At 71.8% G+C, this 14,256-nt stretch carries 12 protein-coding genes; 5 read left to right on the top strand and 7 right to left on the bottom strand.

The features are described 5' to 3' along the window. Positions 1-372: 372 nt before the first annotated feature. Entirely contained in the window at positions 373-1,707 is a 1,335-nt protein-coding gene (locus tag ACIBEC_RS06870; protein WP_360506505.1) for a PhoH family protein, read from the bottom strand. A 252-nt stretch (positions 1,708-1,959) separates the two neighbouring features. Next, positions 1,960-2,754, bottom strand: coding sequence for an isoprenyl transferase (locus ACIBEC_RS06875; protein WP_360506502.1), 795 nt, complete (start codon positions 2,752-2,754; stop codon positions 1,960-1,962). Positions 2,755-3,212: 458 nt separating this feature from the next. Between ACIBEC_RS06875 and ACIBEC_RS06880 the strand changes: the two genes are divergently transcribed. Continuing rightward, a complete protein-coding gene (locus ACIBEC_RS06880) occupies positions 3,213-4,790 on the top strand; it encodes a carbohydrate binding domain-containing protein (protein WP_360506499.1) in 1,578 nt (525 codons plus the stop codon). A 116-nt stretch (positions 4,791-4,906) separates the two neighbouring features. Here ACIBEC_RS06880 and ACIBEC_RS06885 read toward each other — a convergent pair whose 3' ends face one another. Beyond that, positions 4,907-5,620, bottom strand: a complete 714-nt coding sequence (locus tag ACIBEC_RS06885; RefSeq protein WP_360506497.1) for a prepilin peptidase — start codon at positions 5,618-5,620, stop codon at positions 4,907-4,909. A 306-nt stretch (positions 5,621-5,926) separates the two neighbouring features. On the opposite strand from ACIBEC_RS06885, the gene ACIBEC_RS06890 reads away from it, so the two are divergent. Beyond that, positions 5,927-7,141 carry a pyridoxal phosphate-dependent aminotransferase gene (locus ACIBEC_RS06890; RefSeq protein ID WP_360506494.1) on the top strand — a complete coding sequence of 405 codons (1,215 nt, stop codon included), beginning with the start codon at positions 5,927-5,929 and terminating at the stop codon, positions 7,139-7,141. Between the two features lie 198 nt (positions 7,142-7,339). Further along, positions 7,340-7,909, top strand: coding sequence for an RICIN domain-containing protein (locus ACIBEC_RS06895; RefSeq protein WP_360506491.1), 570 nt, complete (start codon positions 7,340-7,342; stop codon positions 7,907-7,909). Positions 7,910-8,100: 191 nt separating this feature from the next. Here ACIBEC_RS06895 and ACIBEC_RS06900 read toward each other — a convergent pair whose 3' ends face one another. Beyond that, positions 8,101-9,927, bottom strand: coding sequence for a phosphoenolpyruvate carboxykinase (GTP) (locus ACIBEC_RS06900; RefSeq protein WP_360506488.1), 1,827 nt, complete (start codon positions 9,925-9,927; stop codon positions 8,101-8,103). Positions 9,928-10,211: 284 nt separating this feature from the next. Here ACIBEC_RS06900 and ACIBEC_RS06905 point away from each other — a divergent pair, with 284 nt between their 5' ends. Then, complete coding sequence (locus tag ACIBEC_RS06905; protein WP_360506485.1) at positions 10,212-10,904, top strand: hemolysin III family protein; 693 nt, start codon at positions 10,212-10,214, stop codon at positions 10,902-10,904. Here the strand turns inward: ACIBEC_RS06905 and ACIBEC_RS06910 are convergent. Then, positions 10,875-11,483, bottom strand: a complete 609-nt coding sequence (locus tag ACIBEC_RS06910) for a hypothetical protein (RefSeq protein WP_360506482.1) — start codon at positions 11,481-11,483, stop codon at positions 10,875-10,877. The genes ACIBEC_RS06905 and ACIBEC_RS06910 overlap by 30 nt on opposite strands. 384 nt (positions 11,484-11,867) lie before the next feature. Between ACIBEC_RS06910 and ACIBEC_RS06915 the strand changes: the two genes are divergently transcribed. Then, the gene (locus tag ACIBEC_RS06915) at positions 11,868-12,491 is read left to right on the top strand and encodes a TetR family transcriptional regulator (protein WP_360506480.1); all 624 of its coding nucleotides are present in this window, start codon (positions 11,868-11,870) and stop codon (positions 12,489-12,491) included. 87 nt (positions 12,492-12,578) lie between these two features. Here ACIBEC_RS06915 and ACIBEC_RS06920 read toward each other — a convergent pair whose 3' ends face one another. Together ACIBEC_RS06920 and ACIBEC_RS06925 are read right to left on the bottom strand one after the other, a co-directional pair. Next, the gene (locus ACIBEC_RS06920; RefSeq protein ID WP_360506477.1) at positions 12,579-13,496 is read right to left on the bottom strand and encodes a hypothetical protein; all 918 of its coding nucleotides are present in this window, start codon (positions 13,494-13,496) and stop codon (positions 12,579-12,581) included. Between the two features lie 8 nt (positions 13,497-13,504). Next, a complete protein-coding gene (locus tag ACIBEC_RS06925; RefSeq protein ID WP_360506474.1) occupies positions 13,505-14,161 on the bottom strand; it encodes a papain-like cysteine protease family protein in 657 nt (218 codons plus the stop codon). Positions 14,162-14,256 lie beyond the last annotated feature (95 nt).

The raw sequence follows: 14,256 nt of genomic DNA on the forward strand, positions 1-14,256 counted from the left end.
TGGTCACGGGAGGTGCTGGCCCGGCGTCCGGCCGAGGTGAGGCGACCGGGCGTTGGAATCGGGCGGCGTACGGCTCATCGGTCTTCAATTGTGTGTCCACCGACCGGAGTTGGTGGACGTTCCGGGGCCTGACTCCCGGAGTCCGGAAGCCCTGCCGCGCCGTACGCGGGGCCTGACAGAACCCTCACCATGCCGCACCGGGTACGGTCGACGCAATTCCCATCCGCGTGGCGCATGTCACATTCGCCGCCCCGGAGTTTTCCGGACGGAAAGCACTCGATGTGATGAAACGGATGGGGCCCGCTCCGTCAGGAGCGAGCCCCAGGGCGCAAGTTGACCCTATTGTCCGACTATGTCCCGATCAGGGACGGATCACGGGTTGATGTCCTCCAGCATCTCCGTGACCAGCGCCGCGATCGGCGAACGCTCCGAGCGCGTGAGCGTGATGTGCGCGAAGAGCGGATGCCCCTTCAGCTTCTCGACCACCGCCACCACACCGTCGTACCGGCCCACCCGCAGGTTGTCCCGCTGCGCCACGTCGTGGGTGAGCACCACCCGCGACCCCTGCCCGATCCGGGACAGCACCGTCAGCAGGACGTTGCGCTCCAGCGACTGCGCCTCGTCCACGATCACGAACGCGTCGTGCAGCGAGCGCCCCCGGATGTGGGTCAGCGGCAGCACCTCCAGCATCCCGCGGGAGATGACCTCCTCGATCACGTCCGGGGTGGTGACGGCGGAGAGGGTGTCGAAGACCGCCTGCGCCCAGGGGCCCATCTTGTCCGCCTCGGAGCCCGGCAGGTAGCCGAGTTCCTGGCCGCCGACCGCGTACAGCGGCCGGAAGACCATCACCTTGCGATGCTGCCCCCGCTCCAGCACCGCTTCCAGACCCGCGCACAGCGCCAGCGCCGACTTTCCGGTACCGGCCCGGCCACCCATCGAGACGATGCCGATGTCCGGGTCGAGCAGCAGGTCCAGCGCCACCCGCTGCTCGGCGCTGCGCCCGCGCAGCCCGAACGCCTCGCGCTCCCCGCGCACCAGCCGGACCCGGCCGTCACCGGTGACCCGGCCGAGCGCGCGGCCACGTTCCGAGGTGAGCACCAGCCCGGTGTGGACGGGCAGTTCGGCGGCCCCGTCGAGGTCCACCGCGGCCTCGTGGCCGGCCGCGAACAGCGAGTCGACCTGGTCGGCCGGAACGTGCAGCTCGGACATGCCCGTCCAGCCGGAGGTGATCGCCAGCTCGGCCCGGTACTCCTCGGCGAGCAGGCCCACCGAGCTGGCCTTGATCCGCAGCGGCAGGTCCTTGGAGACGACGGTAACGTCGTAGCCCTCGGCCTGCAGGTTGCGGGCGACCGCCAGGATCCTGGCGTCCGCCTCGCCGCCGCCGGCGCGGTACCCGGCCGGCAGTATCGAGACGTCGGAGTGGTTGAGCTCGACCCTGATGCTGCCGCCGAGCTCGCCGACCGGGATCGGCTCGTCGAGCCGGCCGTGGCGGATGCGGTAGTCGTCGAGCAACCGCAGTGCCTGGCGGGCGAAGTAGCCCAGCTCCGGGTGGTGCCGCTTGGCCTCCAGCTCGGTGACGACCACCACCGGAAGGACGACCTCGTGCTCCTCGAAGCGGGTCATGGCGAGCGGGTCCGCCAGGAGCACGCTGGTGTCGAGAACGTACGTGCGCCGGTCTGGTGTCCGGCGGCTCTTGGAACTGACCACTAGGCCTCCAGAGCGGATGACCCTGCGTCATCCGCGGCAAGCCGGTCCCCGCTGCCCCGGTGGCCTCGGAACCGGACTGACTGGAGTATTCCCAGGCGGGGGGCGGTGCATTCACGCCCCCGGCGAACTGACGGATCATTGCCGGTGAACGTTTGGCCTCGTGTGGCAGCCGGGTAGGCCAGCCCTACGGCGGTCACTTCGCCCTGGGGCCGGCGAGCGGGGCCCCGGCCCCACGGGCACGTAGGGCCGGGACTACAGACCCATCCGCCGGTTGCGCTGCTCGAACGCCCGCAGGGCGCGCAGGAAGTCGACCTTGCGGAAGGCCGGCCAGTACGCCTCGCAGAAGTAGAACTCGCTGTGCGCGCTCTGCCAGAGCAGGAAACCGGACAACCGCTGCTCGCCCGAGGTACGGATGATCAGGTCCGGGTCGGGCTGGTTGCGGGTGTAGAGGTGCTCGGAGATGTGCTCGACGGTCAGGATCTCGGCCAGTTCCTCGATCGAGGTGCCGCGGCCGGCCTGCTCCTGGAGCAGCGAGCGGACGGCGTCGGCGATCTCGTGCCGGCCGCCGTAGCCGACCGCGACATTGACCGTGATGCCGTCGATGTCGGCAGTCTCGTCGGCGGCGCGCTTGAGCACGTCGGCGGTGTGCTGCGGGAGCAGGTCCAGCGCGCCGACCGGGTGGACCTTCCAGCGGCGGGCGGCGGCGAGGCCGGTGACGGCGTCCTCGATGATGCCGAGCAGCGGGACCAGCTCGTCGGCCGGGCGGTCCAGGTTGTCGGTGGAGAGCATCCAGAGGGTGACGACCTTGACGTGGGTCTCGTCGCACCAGCCGAGGAACTCGGTGATCTTGTCGGCGCCGCGCTGGTGTCCGTACGCGGTGGAGCCGCCGGTGGCCTTGGCCCAGCGGCGGTTGCCGTCCAGGATCACGCCGATGTGGTGCGGGGTGCGCGCGAGGTGGACCTCGACCCGGCGGCCGTAGAGCCCGTACATCCCGCCCAGCAGGGTGCGCAGCCCCGGCGTCCGTTCGGCGACATCGCGCAGACCCATGGTTCCCGGACCCCTCCGTGCTCGTTCAGCTGGTGCGTCACCGCCCCGGCGCAGCCTACTCCGGCACGCAGGCACACGGTAAAGCCGCAGGTAGCGGCCTGGTCACGGTCCTGTACGAAGTCTGTCGCGACGGGCGTGTCGGGGGTCGCGAGGGGGCGTACGGGGGCCGCTCGGGAGCCGTGCGGGAGCCGTTCGGGAGCCGCTCGGGAGTGGTGCGGCAGCCATGCGGAAGCCGGAGCGGTGCGGACACGGAACGGTCTCCGGATCCTTAACGGAACCGTAAGCCGTCCGTCCGATGCTTGACGACCAGCAATGGTCTAGTCCAGCTTGTGACCCGGGACGGAACGACCCTCCTCCGGCCCCCCTCCCCCAGGCTCACTTCGGACCTCCCCTCCCCCCACACGCGGCCGCCGCGACCCCCACCGCGGCGGCCGCTCCTCCCCCAGGAGCGCCACCCCATGGCCCGTACGCTGAACCAGCCCTCGCACAAGCGCCGGCGCAGCCCTCTCCCGGCCGTCGCGGCCGGTGCAACCGCCCTCGCCCTGGCCGGCGGCGGCCTCGCCCTCTTCGCCGGCGGTGCCAGCGCGGCGGTCGGAAACCTGGTCACCAACGGCGGCTTCGACGGCGGGCTGGGCGGCTGGAGCTGCACCGGCGCCGCGACCGCCGTCTCCTCGCCGGCCCACTCCGGCACCGGCGCGCTGCAGGCCACCCCGGGCGCCGGCGACACCGCCGAGTGCACCCAGACCGTCAGCGTGCTGCCCAACACCAGCTACACGCTGAGCGCCTGGGTCCAGGGCCCGTACGTCTACCTCGGCGCGCGCGGCACCGGCGGCACCGACCCGTCCGCCTGGTCGAACCAGAACAGCTGGAACCAGCTGTCCACCACCTTCACCACCGGGGCGAACGCCACCAGCGTCACCGTCTACCTACACGGCTGGTACGGGCAGAGCGCCTACCTCGCCGACGACGTCGCGCTGATCGGCCCCGGCGGCACCGGCACCCCGTCGCCGACCGCGTCCCCGACCGCCACGCCGACCGCGACGGCCACCGCCTCCCCCACGGCCACCGCCACGCCCACCCGGACGGCGACCCCGACTCCCACCGCCACGGCGTCCGGCACCACCCCGCCGGCCACCGGCCTGCCGGCGCACGCGGTCACCGGCTACTGGCAGAACTTCGACAACAACTCGACCCCGCAGCGCCTGAGCGACGTCCAGAACGCGTACGACATCATCGCGGTCTCCTTCGCCGACGCCGTGCCGACCCGGACCGGCGCGATCAGCTTCGCCCTGGACCCGGGCCTGTCCAAGGCGCTCGGCGGCTACACGGACGCCCAGTTCCGCGCCGACATCAAGGCCAAGCAGGCGGCCGGCAAGAAGGTCGTCCTCTCCATCGGCGGCCAGAACGGCGCGATCACCGTCGGGGACGCCACCGCCGGCGCCAACTTCGCCAACAGCGCCTACGCGATCATCAAGGACTACGGCTTCGACGGCATCGACGTCGACCTGGAGAACGGCGTCCAGGCCGGCCCGCTCGGCGACGCCCTGCACGCCCTGCAGGCCAAGGTCGGCGCCGGCTTCGTCCTGACCATGGCGCCCGAGACCATCGGGATATACAGCACCTCCGGCGCCTACTTCCAGCTGGCGCTGAAGACCAAGGACATCCTCACCGTCGTCAACACCCAGTTCTACAACTCGGGTGGCATGAACGGCTGCGACGGCAAGGTCTACAACCAGGGCACCGTCGACTTCATCACCTCCCAGGTCTGCACCCACATCCAGGGCGGTCTGCGGCCGGACCAGGTCGGCATCGGCGTGCCGGCCTCGAGCAAGGCGGCGGGCGGCGGCTACGTCCCGCCGACCGTGGTGAACAACGCGCTGGACTGCCTGGCCACCGGCAACAACTGCGGCAGCTTCGTACCGCCGGCCAAGTGGCCGACCATCCGCGGCGCGATGACCTGGTCGACCAACTGGGACGCCGCCAACGGCAACGCGTTCTCCGACGCGGTCGGCCCGTTCGTCCACAAGATGCCGTAAGAACTCACCTTCCCCGGCGCGCCGCTCCTTGAGGGTGGGGCCGCGCGCCGGCGGCGGGGCCCGTCGTACCACTCCGGTACGGCGGGCCCTGCCGCGTCCGCCGACGCCCGGAAGGGCTACCCGGCCAGCACCGCCGTGAGCGCGCCGAGCAGCAGGAACGGGCCCACCGGGACGTCGAGTCCGCGCACCGGGCGCCGGCGGACCAGGGCGGCGACGGCCCGCAGCACTGCCCAGAGACCGGCCAGCACCACCGCGGCGACCATCCCGCCGAGCGCCACCGACCAGCCGTACCAGCCGAGCAGTCCACCCAGCGTGAACCCGAGCGGGGAGTCCCCGGGCCCCAACGCCCGGGCCCAGACGGCCAGTTCGAGCACCGCACCGACCGTCAGCGCCGCCAGCAGACAGCGCAGCAGCACCCCCGTGCGCCCCTCGGCCAGCGCCGCCACCACCAGCAGCGCGGCCACCCCACCGAGCAGCGGCAGCGTCAGCCGGTACGGCAGCCGGCGCACCCGCGCGTCGACGAAACCGAGCGCCACCCCGAGCGCGGCCGCCCAGCCCAGCGCCGCGGCCACCGGCCCGTGCGCCGCGTACGCCACCGCGACGGCGACCGCCGCCGCGACCGACTCCACCGACCACGGGCCCGCGCCCAGCCGCTCCCGGCAGCCCGGGCAGCGCCCGGTCGGCGGCAGCAGGCGCGCCGCGCGCCCGCAGGTCGGGCAGGCCTCACGCCACGGTTCGCCCTCCGGCACCGCGAACCGGGCGACCAGCCCGCGCAGCGGCGGAGCCGCCAGGAGACCGACCAGCACCGCCGCGACCACGACCGGCACCACCGGCGCACCCCCTCCTCGATCGACGCACCGGCCCCATCCTCCCGCGCCGAGCGGGGTGCCGTCCGGCGGGCGGTCCGGTCCGCCGTCCGCCGGCGTCTGTCGCCGTCCGATGTGCCGTCCGTCTCGTTCCGGGGCACGACCCGCCCGCGTTCCTCGCGTACGGGAGCATTCCGGACACCGCGCTCCCCCTTTGGAAGGCCCGCCGAGGCCCCCGCCTGCCGATCCAAGGAGCCCCTACCGAGCCCTCCGGAGCACCTTCCCGGAGAGCCGCCGCAGGGGTCGTCCGTACCCCTAAAGTAGGCAGGCATGCAGGTCATCCAGTCCAGCAAGCTCGCCAATGTCTGCTACGACATCCGTGGCCCGGTGCTCGACGAGGCGATGCGGCTGGAGGAACAGGGCCACCGCATCCTCAAGCTCAACACCGGCAACCCGGCCGCCTTCGGCTTCGAGGCTCCCCCGGAGATCCTCCAGGACATCCTGCGCAACCTCGCGAACGCGCACGGGTACGGCGACTCCAAGGGCCTGCTCTCCGCCCGCCGCGCGGTGGTCATGCACTACGAGGACCGCGGGCTGCACGGACTCTCCGTCGACGACGTCTTCCTCGGCAACGGCGTCTCCGAGCTGATCCAGCTCGCCATGACCGCGCTGCTGGACGACGGCGACGAGGTGCTCGTCCCGGCGCCGGACTACCCGCTGTGGACCGCCTCGGTCTCGCTGGCCGGCGGCACCGCCGTGCACTACCGCTGCGACGAGCAGTCCGAGTGGTACCCGGACCTCGCCGACATCGAGGCCAAGGTCACCGACCGGACCAGGGCCATCGTGGTGATCAACCCGAACAACCCGACCGGCGCGGTCTACCCGCGCGAGGTGCTGGACGGCATCGTCGAGATCGCCCGTCGGCACAACCTGGTGGTCTACGCGGACGAGATCTACGACAAGATCCTCTACGACGACGTCGAGCACATCCCGCTGGCCACCCTGGCCCCGGACCTCTTCTGCGTCACCTTCAACGGCCTGTCCAAGGCCTACCGCGTCGCGGGCTTCCGCTCCGGCTGGATGGTGCTGTCCGGCGACCGGTCCCGGGCCCGCAGCTACATCGAGGGCCTCACCGTGCTCGCCTCGATGCGGCTGTGCGCCAACATGCCCGCCCAGCACGCGGTGGCCGCCGCGCTCGGCGGCCGGCAGTCGGTCCGCGACCTGGTGCTGCCCGGCGGACGCCTGCTCGCCTCGCGCGACGCCGCGTACGAGCTGCTGAACCAGATCCCCGGCGTCAGCTGCGTCAAGCCCAAGGGCGCCCTGTACGCGTTCCCCCGGCTGGACCCGAAGGTCCACAAGATCAAGGACGACGCCCAGATGGTCCTCGACCTGCTGCGCTCCCAGCGCATCCTGCTGGTCCAGGGCACCGGCTTCAACTGGCCCGAGCCGGACCACTTCCGGGTGGTCACCCTGCCCCGCCCCGAGGAGATCACCGACGCCGTGACCCGCATCGGCGACTTCCTCAGCGGCTACGCCCAGCCTTGACCTCTCCTTTAACCACGGACCACCGGGCGGACCATATGATTCCCGCGCGTCGGCGGCCCGGGCTCCTCTCCGGGCCGTAGGGGGAACGGGCCGGTCGGCAGTATGCCGGGGCCCGGGCCGACGCGGACACCGGAGCGCTCAACCGCCCGGAAGGCTCCGCTCCCCTGCCCCCACTCCTCCGCAAGGGACCGGTCCGCCTTGACCATCCGCATTCCGCTCACCCGTGCCCGCGCCGCCGCGGCCGTCTCCGTCGCCGCCATCGCGTTGACCACCGCCCTGCCGGCCACGCCGGCCTCGGCCCTCGGTGGCCTGCAGATTCCGAAGGCCAGCCCGTTCGTCAACTCCAACAGCGGCAAGTGCCTGGAGATCGCCGACTGGAGCACCGCCAACGGCGCCCCGGCCCGCCAGTGGGACTGCACCGGCGGCACCAACCAGCTCTTCGACATGATCCAGGCGCCCGGCAAGGCCGCGTACTTCCTGCGTAACCGGAACTCGGGCAAGTGCCTGGAGATCGCCGACTGGAGCACCGAGGACGGCGCCCCGGCCCGCCAGTGGGACTGCACCGGCGGCGACAACCAGGCCTGGGAGCTGGGCAGTGCCGGCGAGGTCCAGACCGGCCCGAAGGAGGTCGGCCTGATCAACTGGAACTCCATGAGCTACCTGGAGGTCGCCGACTACCGCCTGGACAACGGCGCGCCGGTCCGGCAGTGGCGTGGCGGCCTGGGCTGGAACAAGTACTGGACCATCGTCAACGCCAAGGCGCTCTGATCCTGGTCCTGCCCTGACGGCCCCGGCGCGGATCGGCGCCCGGGCCCGGACAGCACTACGGCCGGAGTCCCGGTCCGGACGATCTCCTTGGTCGGGGAAAGATCGTCCGGAGGAACTCCGGCCGTCCTGTCGCATCGGCGGGCGCGCGGTTCGTGCCGCGCGCCCACCTCTCGCTCGGTTGAGGCTCAGGCTCAGCCGAGGCGCGCGACGAGGTTCCGGTACTCGTCCCACAGCTCCTTCGGGGTGTGGTCGCCGAAGGTCTCCAGGTGGGCCGGCACGAGGGCGGCCTCCTGGCGCCAGATGTCGGCGTCCACGGTGAAGAGCAGGTCGAGGTCGTCCTGGGTCAGCTTCAGGTCGCCGAGGTCGAAGCCCTCGACGGTCGGCAGCACGCCGATCGGGGTCTCGACACCCTCGCCGGTGCCCTCCAGGCGCTCGACGATCCACTTGAGCACGCGGCTGTTCTCGCCGTAGCCGGGCCACACGAAGGCGCCCTCGGCGTTCTTGCGGAACCAGTTGACGTAGTAGATCTTCGGCAGCTTGGCGGCGTCCGCCTGGGCGCCGACCTTCAGCCAGTGGGCGAAGTAGTCACCCATGTTGTAGCCGCAGAACGGCAGCATCGCGAACGGGTCGCGGCGCAGCTCGCCGACGGTGCCCTCGGCGGCGGCGGTCTTCTCGGAGGCGATGTTGGCGCCGAGGAAGACGCCGTGCTGCCAGTCGAAGGACTCGGTCACCAGCGGGACTGCGGTGGCGCGGCGGCCGCCGAACAGGATCGCCGAGATCGGCACGCCCGCCGGGTCCTCCCACTCGGGGGCGATGGTCGGGCACTGCGCGGCCGGGACGGCGAAGCGGGCGTTCGGGTGGGCGGCCGGGGTGCCGGACTCGGGGGTCCAGTCGTTGCCGCGCCAGTCGGTCAGGTGCGCCGGGGGCTCCTCGGTGAGGCCCTCCCACCACACGTCGCCGTCGTCGGTGAGGGCGACGTTGGTGAAGACGGTGTTGCCCCAGAGGGTCTCGATGGCGTTGGCGTTGGTGTCCACGCCGGTGCCGGGGGCGACGCCGAAGAAGCCGGCCTCGGGGTTGATGGCGTAGAGGCGGCCGTCGGCGCCGAAGCGCATCCAGGCGATGTCGTCGCCGATCGTCTCGACCTTCCAGCCCGGGACGGTCGGCTGGAGCATGGCCAGGTTGGTCTTGCCGCAGGCCGACGGGAAGGCGGCCGCGACGTACTTGGCCTCGCCGTTCGGCGGGGTGAGCTTCAGGATGAGCATGTGCTCGGCCAGCCAGCCCTCGTCACGGGCCATGGTCGAGGCGATGCGCAGCGCGTAGCACTTCTTGCCGAGCAGGGCGTTGCCGCCGTAGCCCGAGCCGAAGGACCAGATCTCCTTGGTCTCCGGGAAGTGCGAGATGTACTTGGTGCTGTTGCACGGCCACGCCACGTCGGCCTCGCCCTCGGCGAGCGGGGCGCCGACGGTGTGCACGGCCTTGACGAAGTCGCCGTCCTCGCCGAGCTGGTCCAGCACGGCCTGGCCCATGCGGGTCATCACGCGCATCGACACGGCAACGTAGGCGGAGTCGGTGATCTCGACGCCGTACGCGGCCAGCGGGGAGCCGACCGGGCCCATCGAGAAGGGCACGACGTACATCGTGCGGCCCTTCATCGCGCCGCGGAACAGGCCCTGCTCGCCCTGGAAGACGGCCCGCATCTCGGCGGGGGCCTTCCAGTTGTTGGTCGGTCCGGCGTCCTTCTCCTGCTCGGAGCAGATGTAGGTGCGGTCCTCCACGCGCGCGACGTCGGTCGGGTCCGAGGCGGCGTAGTAGGAGTTGGGGCGCTTCTCCTCGTCGAGCTTCTTGAAGGTGCCCTGCGCCACCAGCAGGTCCGCGAGGCGGTGGTACTCGTCCTCGGAACCGTCGCACCACTCGATGCGGTCCGGCTGGGTGAGCTCGGCGATCTCGCTCACCCAAGCCAGCAGCTGCTTGTGGTGGGTGGGCGCGGATGCGCTGAGAGCAGAGATCTCGTACGACACGATCGCTCCGTTTCACGCCATCTCGGCGAAGAGACGGCGTTGCGGGGGTCTGAGGGTGCTTGCAGCGTAGCTCCGGGCTCAAGGCCGGAACGCCCCGAAGCGTCGAAATTGACGCATCTTTTACTACTGTAAGTACGGTTACCCATCGGTAACAGGTCGCTCACGCCCCGGACGGAGTGCGCGGGGCCACACTCCAAATACTCCAAAACGTCCAAGAGTGATGATCGCCACTTCCTACGCGCGAGTAACCTACGGATCCGTAGGTCGCCGGTAACATGCTGCCCATGACTGCTGCTGCGCTCGCTGAGAGCCTCGCGGAGGGCCCTGCCGAGAACAGGGAGAGCAAGCCCAAGTGGCGCGGCTGGCTGCACGCCGCGATGTTCCCCGCCACGGTGGCCGCCGGGATCGTGCTGATCTGCCTGGCCGACTCCACGCCCGCCAAGATCGCCTGCGCGATCTACTCGGTCAGCGCCTGGCTGCTGTTCGGGGTCAGCGCGGTGTACCACCGCTTCAACTGGGGACCGCGCGGCGACGCCGTGCTGCGCCGGCTGGACCACGCGAACATCTTCCTGATCATCGCGGGCACCTACACGCCGTTCACGATGCTGCTGCTCAAGGGCGCGAACCAGCAACTGCTGCTCTGGGCGGTCTGGGGCGGCGCGCTCGCCGGGATCGCGTTCCGGGTGTTCTGGGTCGGCGCGCCGCGCTGGCTGTACACGCCGGTATACCTCGCGCTGGGCTGGGCCGCCGCGTTCTTCCTGCCGGACTTCCTGCACACCGGCGGGGTGGCCGTCCTGGTGCTGATGATCGTCGGCGGGGTGCTCTACAGCATCGGCGGCGTGGTGTACGGGCTCAAGCGGCCCAACCCCTCACCGCGCTGGTTCGGCTTCCACGAGGTGTTCCACGCCTTCACCCTCGGGGCGTTCATCGTGCAGTACATCGGCGTCTCACTGGTGGCGTACAGCACGGCCGGCTGAACCCGGCGCCCCCCGACGGGCGGTCGAACGGTCCACGGACCGGGCGGCCGCCCGTTCGGCCGTCCAGGGCCGCTCGTACGGCGCCCGGCCCTGCGGGCGGCGCGCGTACGGCTGGCGGTCGGCCGCGCCGGCCTCCGGCCGGAGGCCGGGTTCCTGGTGCTCGTGACTCTCGTGCTGCCCGTGCTCCGCCGGGTGCCCCTGGGCTCCCGCGCGCGTCGGCGCTGACGACTCCGACGCCGACGACTCCCGCGCCATCGGCTCCGGCCGAACCGTCCGGGCCGAGCGGCCGCGCGACTGCCGGGCGTCCAGTGCCTCCCGGGCCCGGCGGCAGCGCTCGCAGTGCGCGGCGTCCGGGATGCCGCGGCGCGGGCGGTGCCGAACCGGGGAGGGCCGACCGTGCTGGGCGCGCCAGCGACGGCCGACGTAGACCATGAGCAACACGGTCTCGATCCCGGCGACCCCCAGGACCAACAGGGCCCCGTTGATCAGATAAGCCGCGACCACGGCCAGCGCGGAGGCCACCACCACCGCCGCACCCCACACCTGGGCGCTCGCCTGCTTGTCGTCCGTGTCGGCCACTTCGGCTCCCCTTTCCCCGGTGCCGGGCTCGTGGTCGGCGCCTGCCGCCCCACCCCTTCTCCGCTCTCGGCACGCGTCGGCCAGCACTGACCGATTGCCACATGGTATCTACCGTCAGTCACTCCCGACTGCCCACGGGGGGCGAACGACAGATCAACGTTGCGTCAATTCCTTGTGTGGAAGCAGCACTTACAGGACACATCACGGAGCGTACGTGCGATGACAGCACCATCATATTGACGGTGACCATCTTTTGAGAGTTACTGTCATTTGACAGAAACTCCCGGCTGGGAGCCCTGGAGGTCCGCTGCTAGCGGCCCGGATGCCCACGGAGCCCGCTGCCGCCACCTCGACCGGCACCGGAGATCACGGACAATCGGACGCATGACTCCCCAGCAACCGGCCGCGGCCCTCCCGGACGCCCCGACGTCGCTGCGCGAGCGCAAGAAGCTGAAGACCCGCCAGAGCATCCGCCGTGAGGCCTACCGGCTCTTCTCCGAGCAGGGCTACGAGAACACCACGGTGGAGCAGATCTCCGCCGCCGCCGAGGTCTCGCCGTCCACCTTCTTCCGGTACTTCGCCACCAAGGAGGACCTGGTCCTCTCCGACGAGTACGACCCGGCGGTGATCGCCGCCCTGCTGGAGCGGCCCGCCGACGAGCCCTTCCTCACCTCCTGCCGGGAAGCCATGATCGGCCTGATCCGCGAACTGCTCCAGCACGAGCGCGACGAGCTGTACACCCGGATGCGGCTCGTCACCGAGGTCCCCGCGCTGCGGGCCGGACTGCACCGGAGCAGCAACAACCCGCAGGTGCTGTTCCTCACCGTGCTCACCCGGCGGGCCGGCGTCGAGGAGCCCACGTACGAGATGCGGGTCACCTCCGCCGCCATCGCCGCCGCCACCGCCGAAGCCCTGCTGCAGTGGGCCGCCGGCGGGGGCCGGGAGGACATCGCGGACCTGGTCGACCGCACCTTCGCGATGCTGGAGAGCGGCTTCGCCGGGGTGTGAGCGGTCGCGGTAACCGGAGTGTGAGCGGTCGCGGTAAGAGGGGACAGGCAGCGGGGCCCGGGCCGCTCGGCCGGGCCCCGCTCCCCCTCACCCGCGGCGGACGCCCGTCCTCCGCCGCAGGACGGCGCCCGCGCCCGCCAGCGCGGTGGCGCCGAGGGCCGCGACCGCCGTCACGGCCGGCAGCGCCGCGCCGCCGCCCGTAGCCGACTCCGCCGCCGGTTCCGGCGCGGCCACCTGCTGCACGGCGGCGTCCGCGGCGGCGTCCGCGGTGCCGGCTGCGGCGTCCGCCTGGTAGCCGCCGCCCTTGCCCGCCCGGTCGTACGCCGAGCCGGGCAGCTTGTCCCCGTACCGCTGGTGGACCAGCTGCTGGTACGCGGCCAGCGTCACCCCGTCCGCGCCCACCGAGCGCCGGGCCTCGTCGTCCAGCGGCAGCACCCGGCCGTCGCGCAGCACGTACCAGGCGTTGACCTGCGGCTCGCGGAAGGCGGTGCCGCCGCCGCTCGCCGCCTTCGCCGCGTAGTCGCTCTCGTCGCCGCCGGAGGCGATGTTCACCACCCGCCAGGCCTCGCCCTGCCGGACCGTCCAGACCGAGGCGGTCTGCCCGTCCGCCGCGACCACCTTGCTGGCGGTGAACTCGGCCTTCGCCACCGGTGCGCCCGGGGTGCCGGCCGCGAAGCCGGCGTCCAGGACGTACACCGGCACGGTGTCGCCGGCCAGCCGCGGCGCGGACGCGCTCGCCACCCGCGCCTCCTCGGCGGCACCGAGGGTCAGCTGCTGGGTCGGCGGGACGCCCTTGCGGGCGAAGAAGTGGCCGACCTTGTCGAGGACGGCCGGGTCCAGGACCGCGCTGCGGGCCTGGTCGAGCTCGGCGGCGGGCACCGGCGCTGGGGCCGGGGCGGCCGACCCGGGGGCGGCGGCATGCGCGGCCGGGGCGAGCGCCAGCGCGAGGCCGGCGGTGAGCAGGGCGCCGACGGCGGCCCGACGGAGGTTACGGCTCTCGGTCATGGTCGCCCTCACGCGCCGATCCGGTACAGGGAGTGGGTCCACGAGAACGTGTCGTTGTTCACGTAGTACCAGTAATCCGCCCAGTTGTAGCGGTAGTTGGACGGCCACGGGTCGCCCCAGTAGACCCAGTTGTTCCCGGTGTCGTAGCCGTAGAGGACGTGCATGTGCCCGCCACCGGAGCTCCACTGGATGCGGGTCTCGACCGGCCGGTTGGCGTCCACCTCGGCCTGCACGGTGCTGTAGCGCAGGTAGCCGGTGACGTACGAGCCCGGGTTGATGCCGACCCAGTCCAGCCCGTTCTGCACATCGGCCAGCGTGGCCTGGCTGTTGGGGCAGCCGGAGTCGGAGGCGCGGCCGAACGCGGCGTTGCAGAACTGGTTCTGGCTGTAGTTGTAGCCGAACCAGGTGGCGATGGTGTTCCCGCTCGCCGCCCAGCACCAGTTGGTCTGCTGTTGCTGCTGCATGGTGATGTTGAGCTTCTTGTACGTGCCGGCCAGATCGGCCGTGCTGCCGGGCGCCGCGGCCTGGCGGACCTGGTGTGGGGCCCGGTCCTGGGCGGGGGCGGCGATCGCGGGCGCGGCCACCGCGGCGGTGAGCGCCGGGCCCAGCACGCCGAGGGCGAGCAGCGAGACCGCGCGGCGCAGCCGTATCCGTGGAACTGGCATGGGGGAATGCCTCCTTGCACGAGTGGAGCGAGGTGCTGTGTGGGGGCGCGGTCCGGATCGCGCCCCGAGCATCGCGCCTGACCGCAGGCGGGTCA

Source organism: Kitasatospora sp. NPDC051164 (assembly GCF_044455625.1).
Taxonomy (GTDB): Bacteria; Actinomycetota; Actinomycetes; order Streptomycetales; family Streptomycetaceae; genus Kitasatospora.

Excerpts from the sequence above, each read along its gene's own strand:
- ACIBEC_RS06875 (WP_360506502.1), bottom strand. The coding sequence starts at position 2,754 with ATGGGTCTGCGCGATGTCGCCGAACGGACGCCGGGGCTGCGCACCCTG.
- ACIBEC_RS06880 (WP_360506499.1), top strand. The coding sequence starts at position 3,213 with ATGGCCCGTACGCTGAACCAGCCCTCGCACAAGCGCCGGCGCAGCCCT.
- ACIBEC_RS06890 (WP_360506494.1), top strand. The coding sequence starts at position 5,927 with ATGCAGGTCATCCAGTCCAGCAAGCTCGCCAATGTCTGCTACGACATC.
- ACIBEC_RS06905 (WP_360506485.1), top strand. The coding sequence starts at position 10,212 with ATGACTGCTGCTGCGCTCGCTGAGAGCCTCGCGGAGGGCCCTGCCGAG.
- ACIBEC_RS06915 (WP_360506480.1), top strand. The coding sequence starts at position 11,868 with ATGACTCCCCAGCAACCGGCCGCGGCCCTCCCGGACGCCCCGACGTCG.
- ACIBEC_RS06920 (WP_360506477.1), bottom strand. The coding sequence starts at position 13,496 with ATGACCGAGAGCCGTAACCTCCGTCGGGCCGCCGTCGGCGCCCTGCTC.
- ACIBEC_RS06925 (WP_360506474.1), bottom strand. The coding sequence starts at position 14,161 with ATGCCAGTTCCACGGATACGGCTGCGCCGCGCGGTCTCGCTGCTCGCC.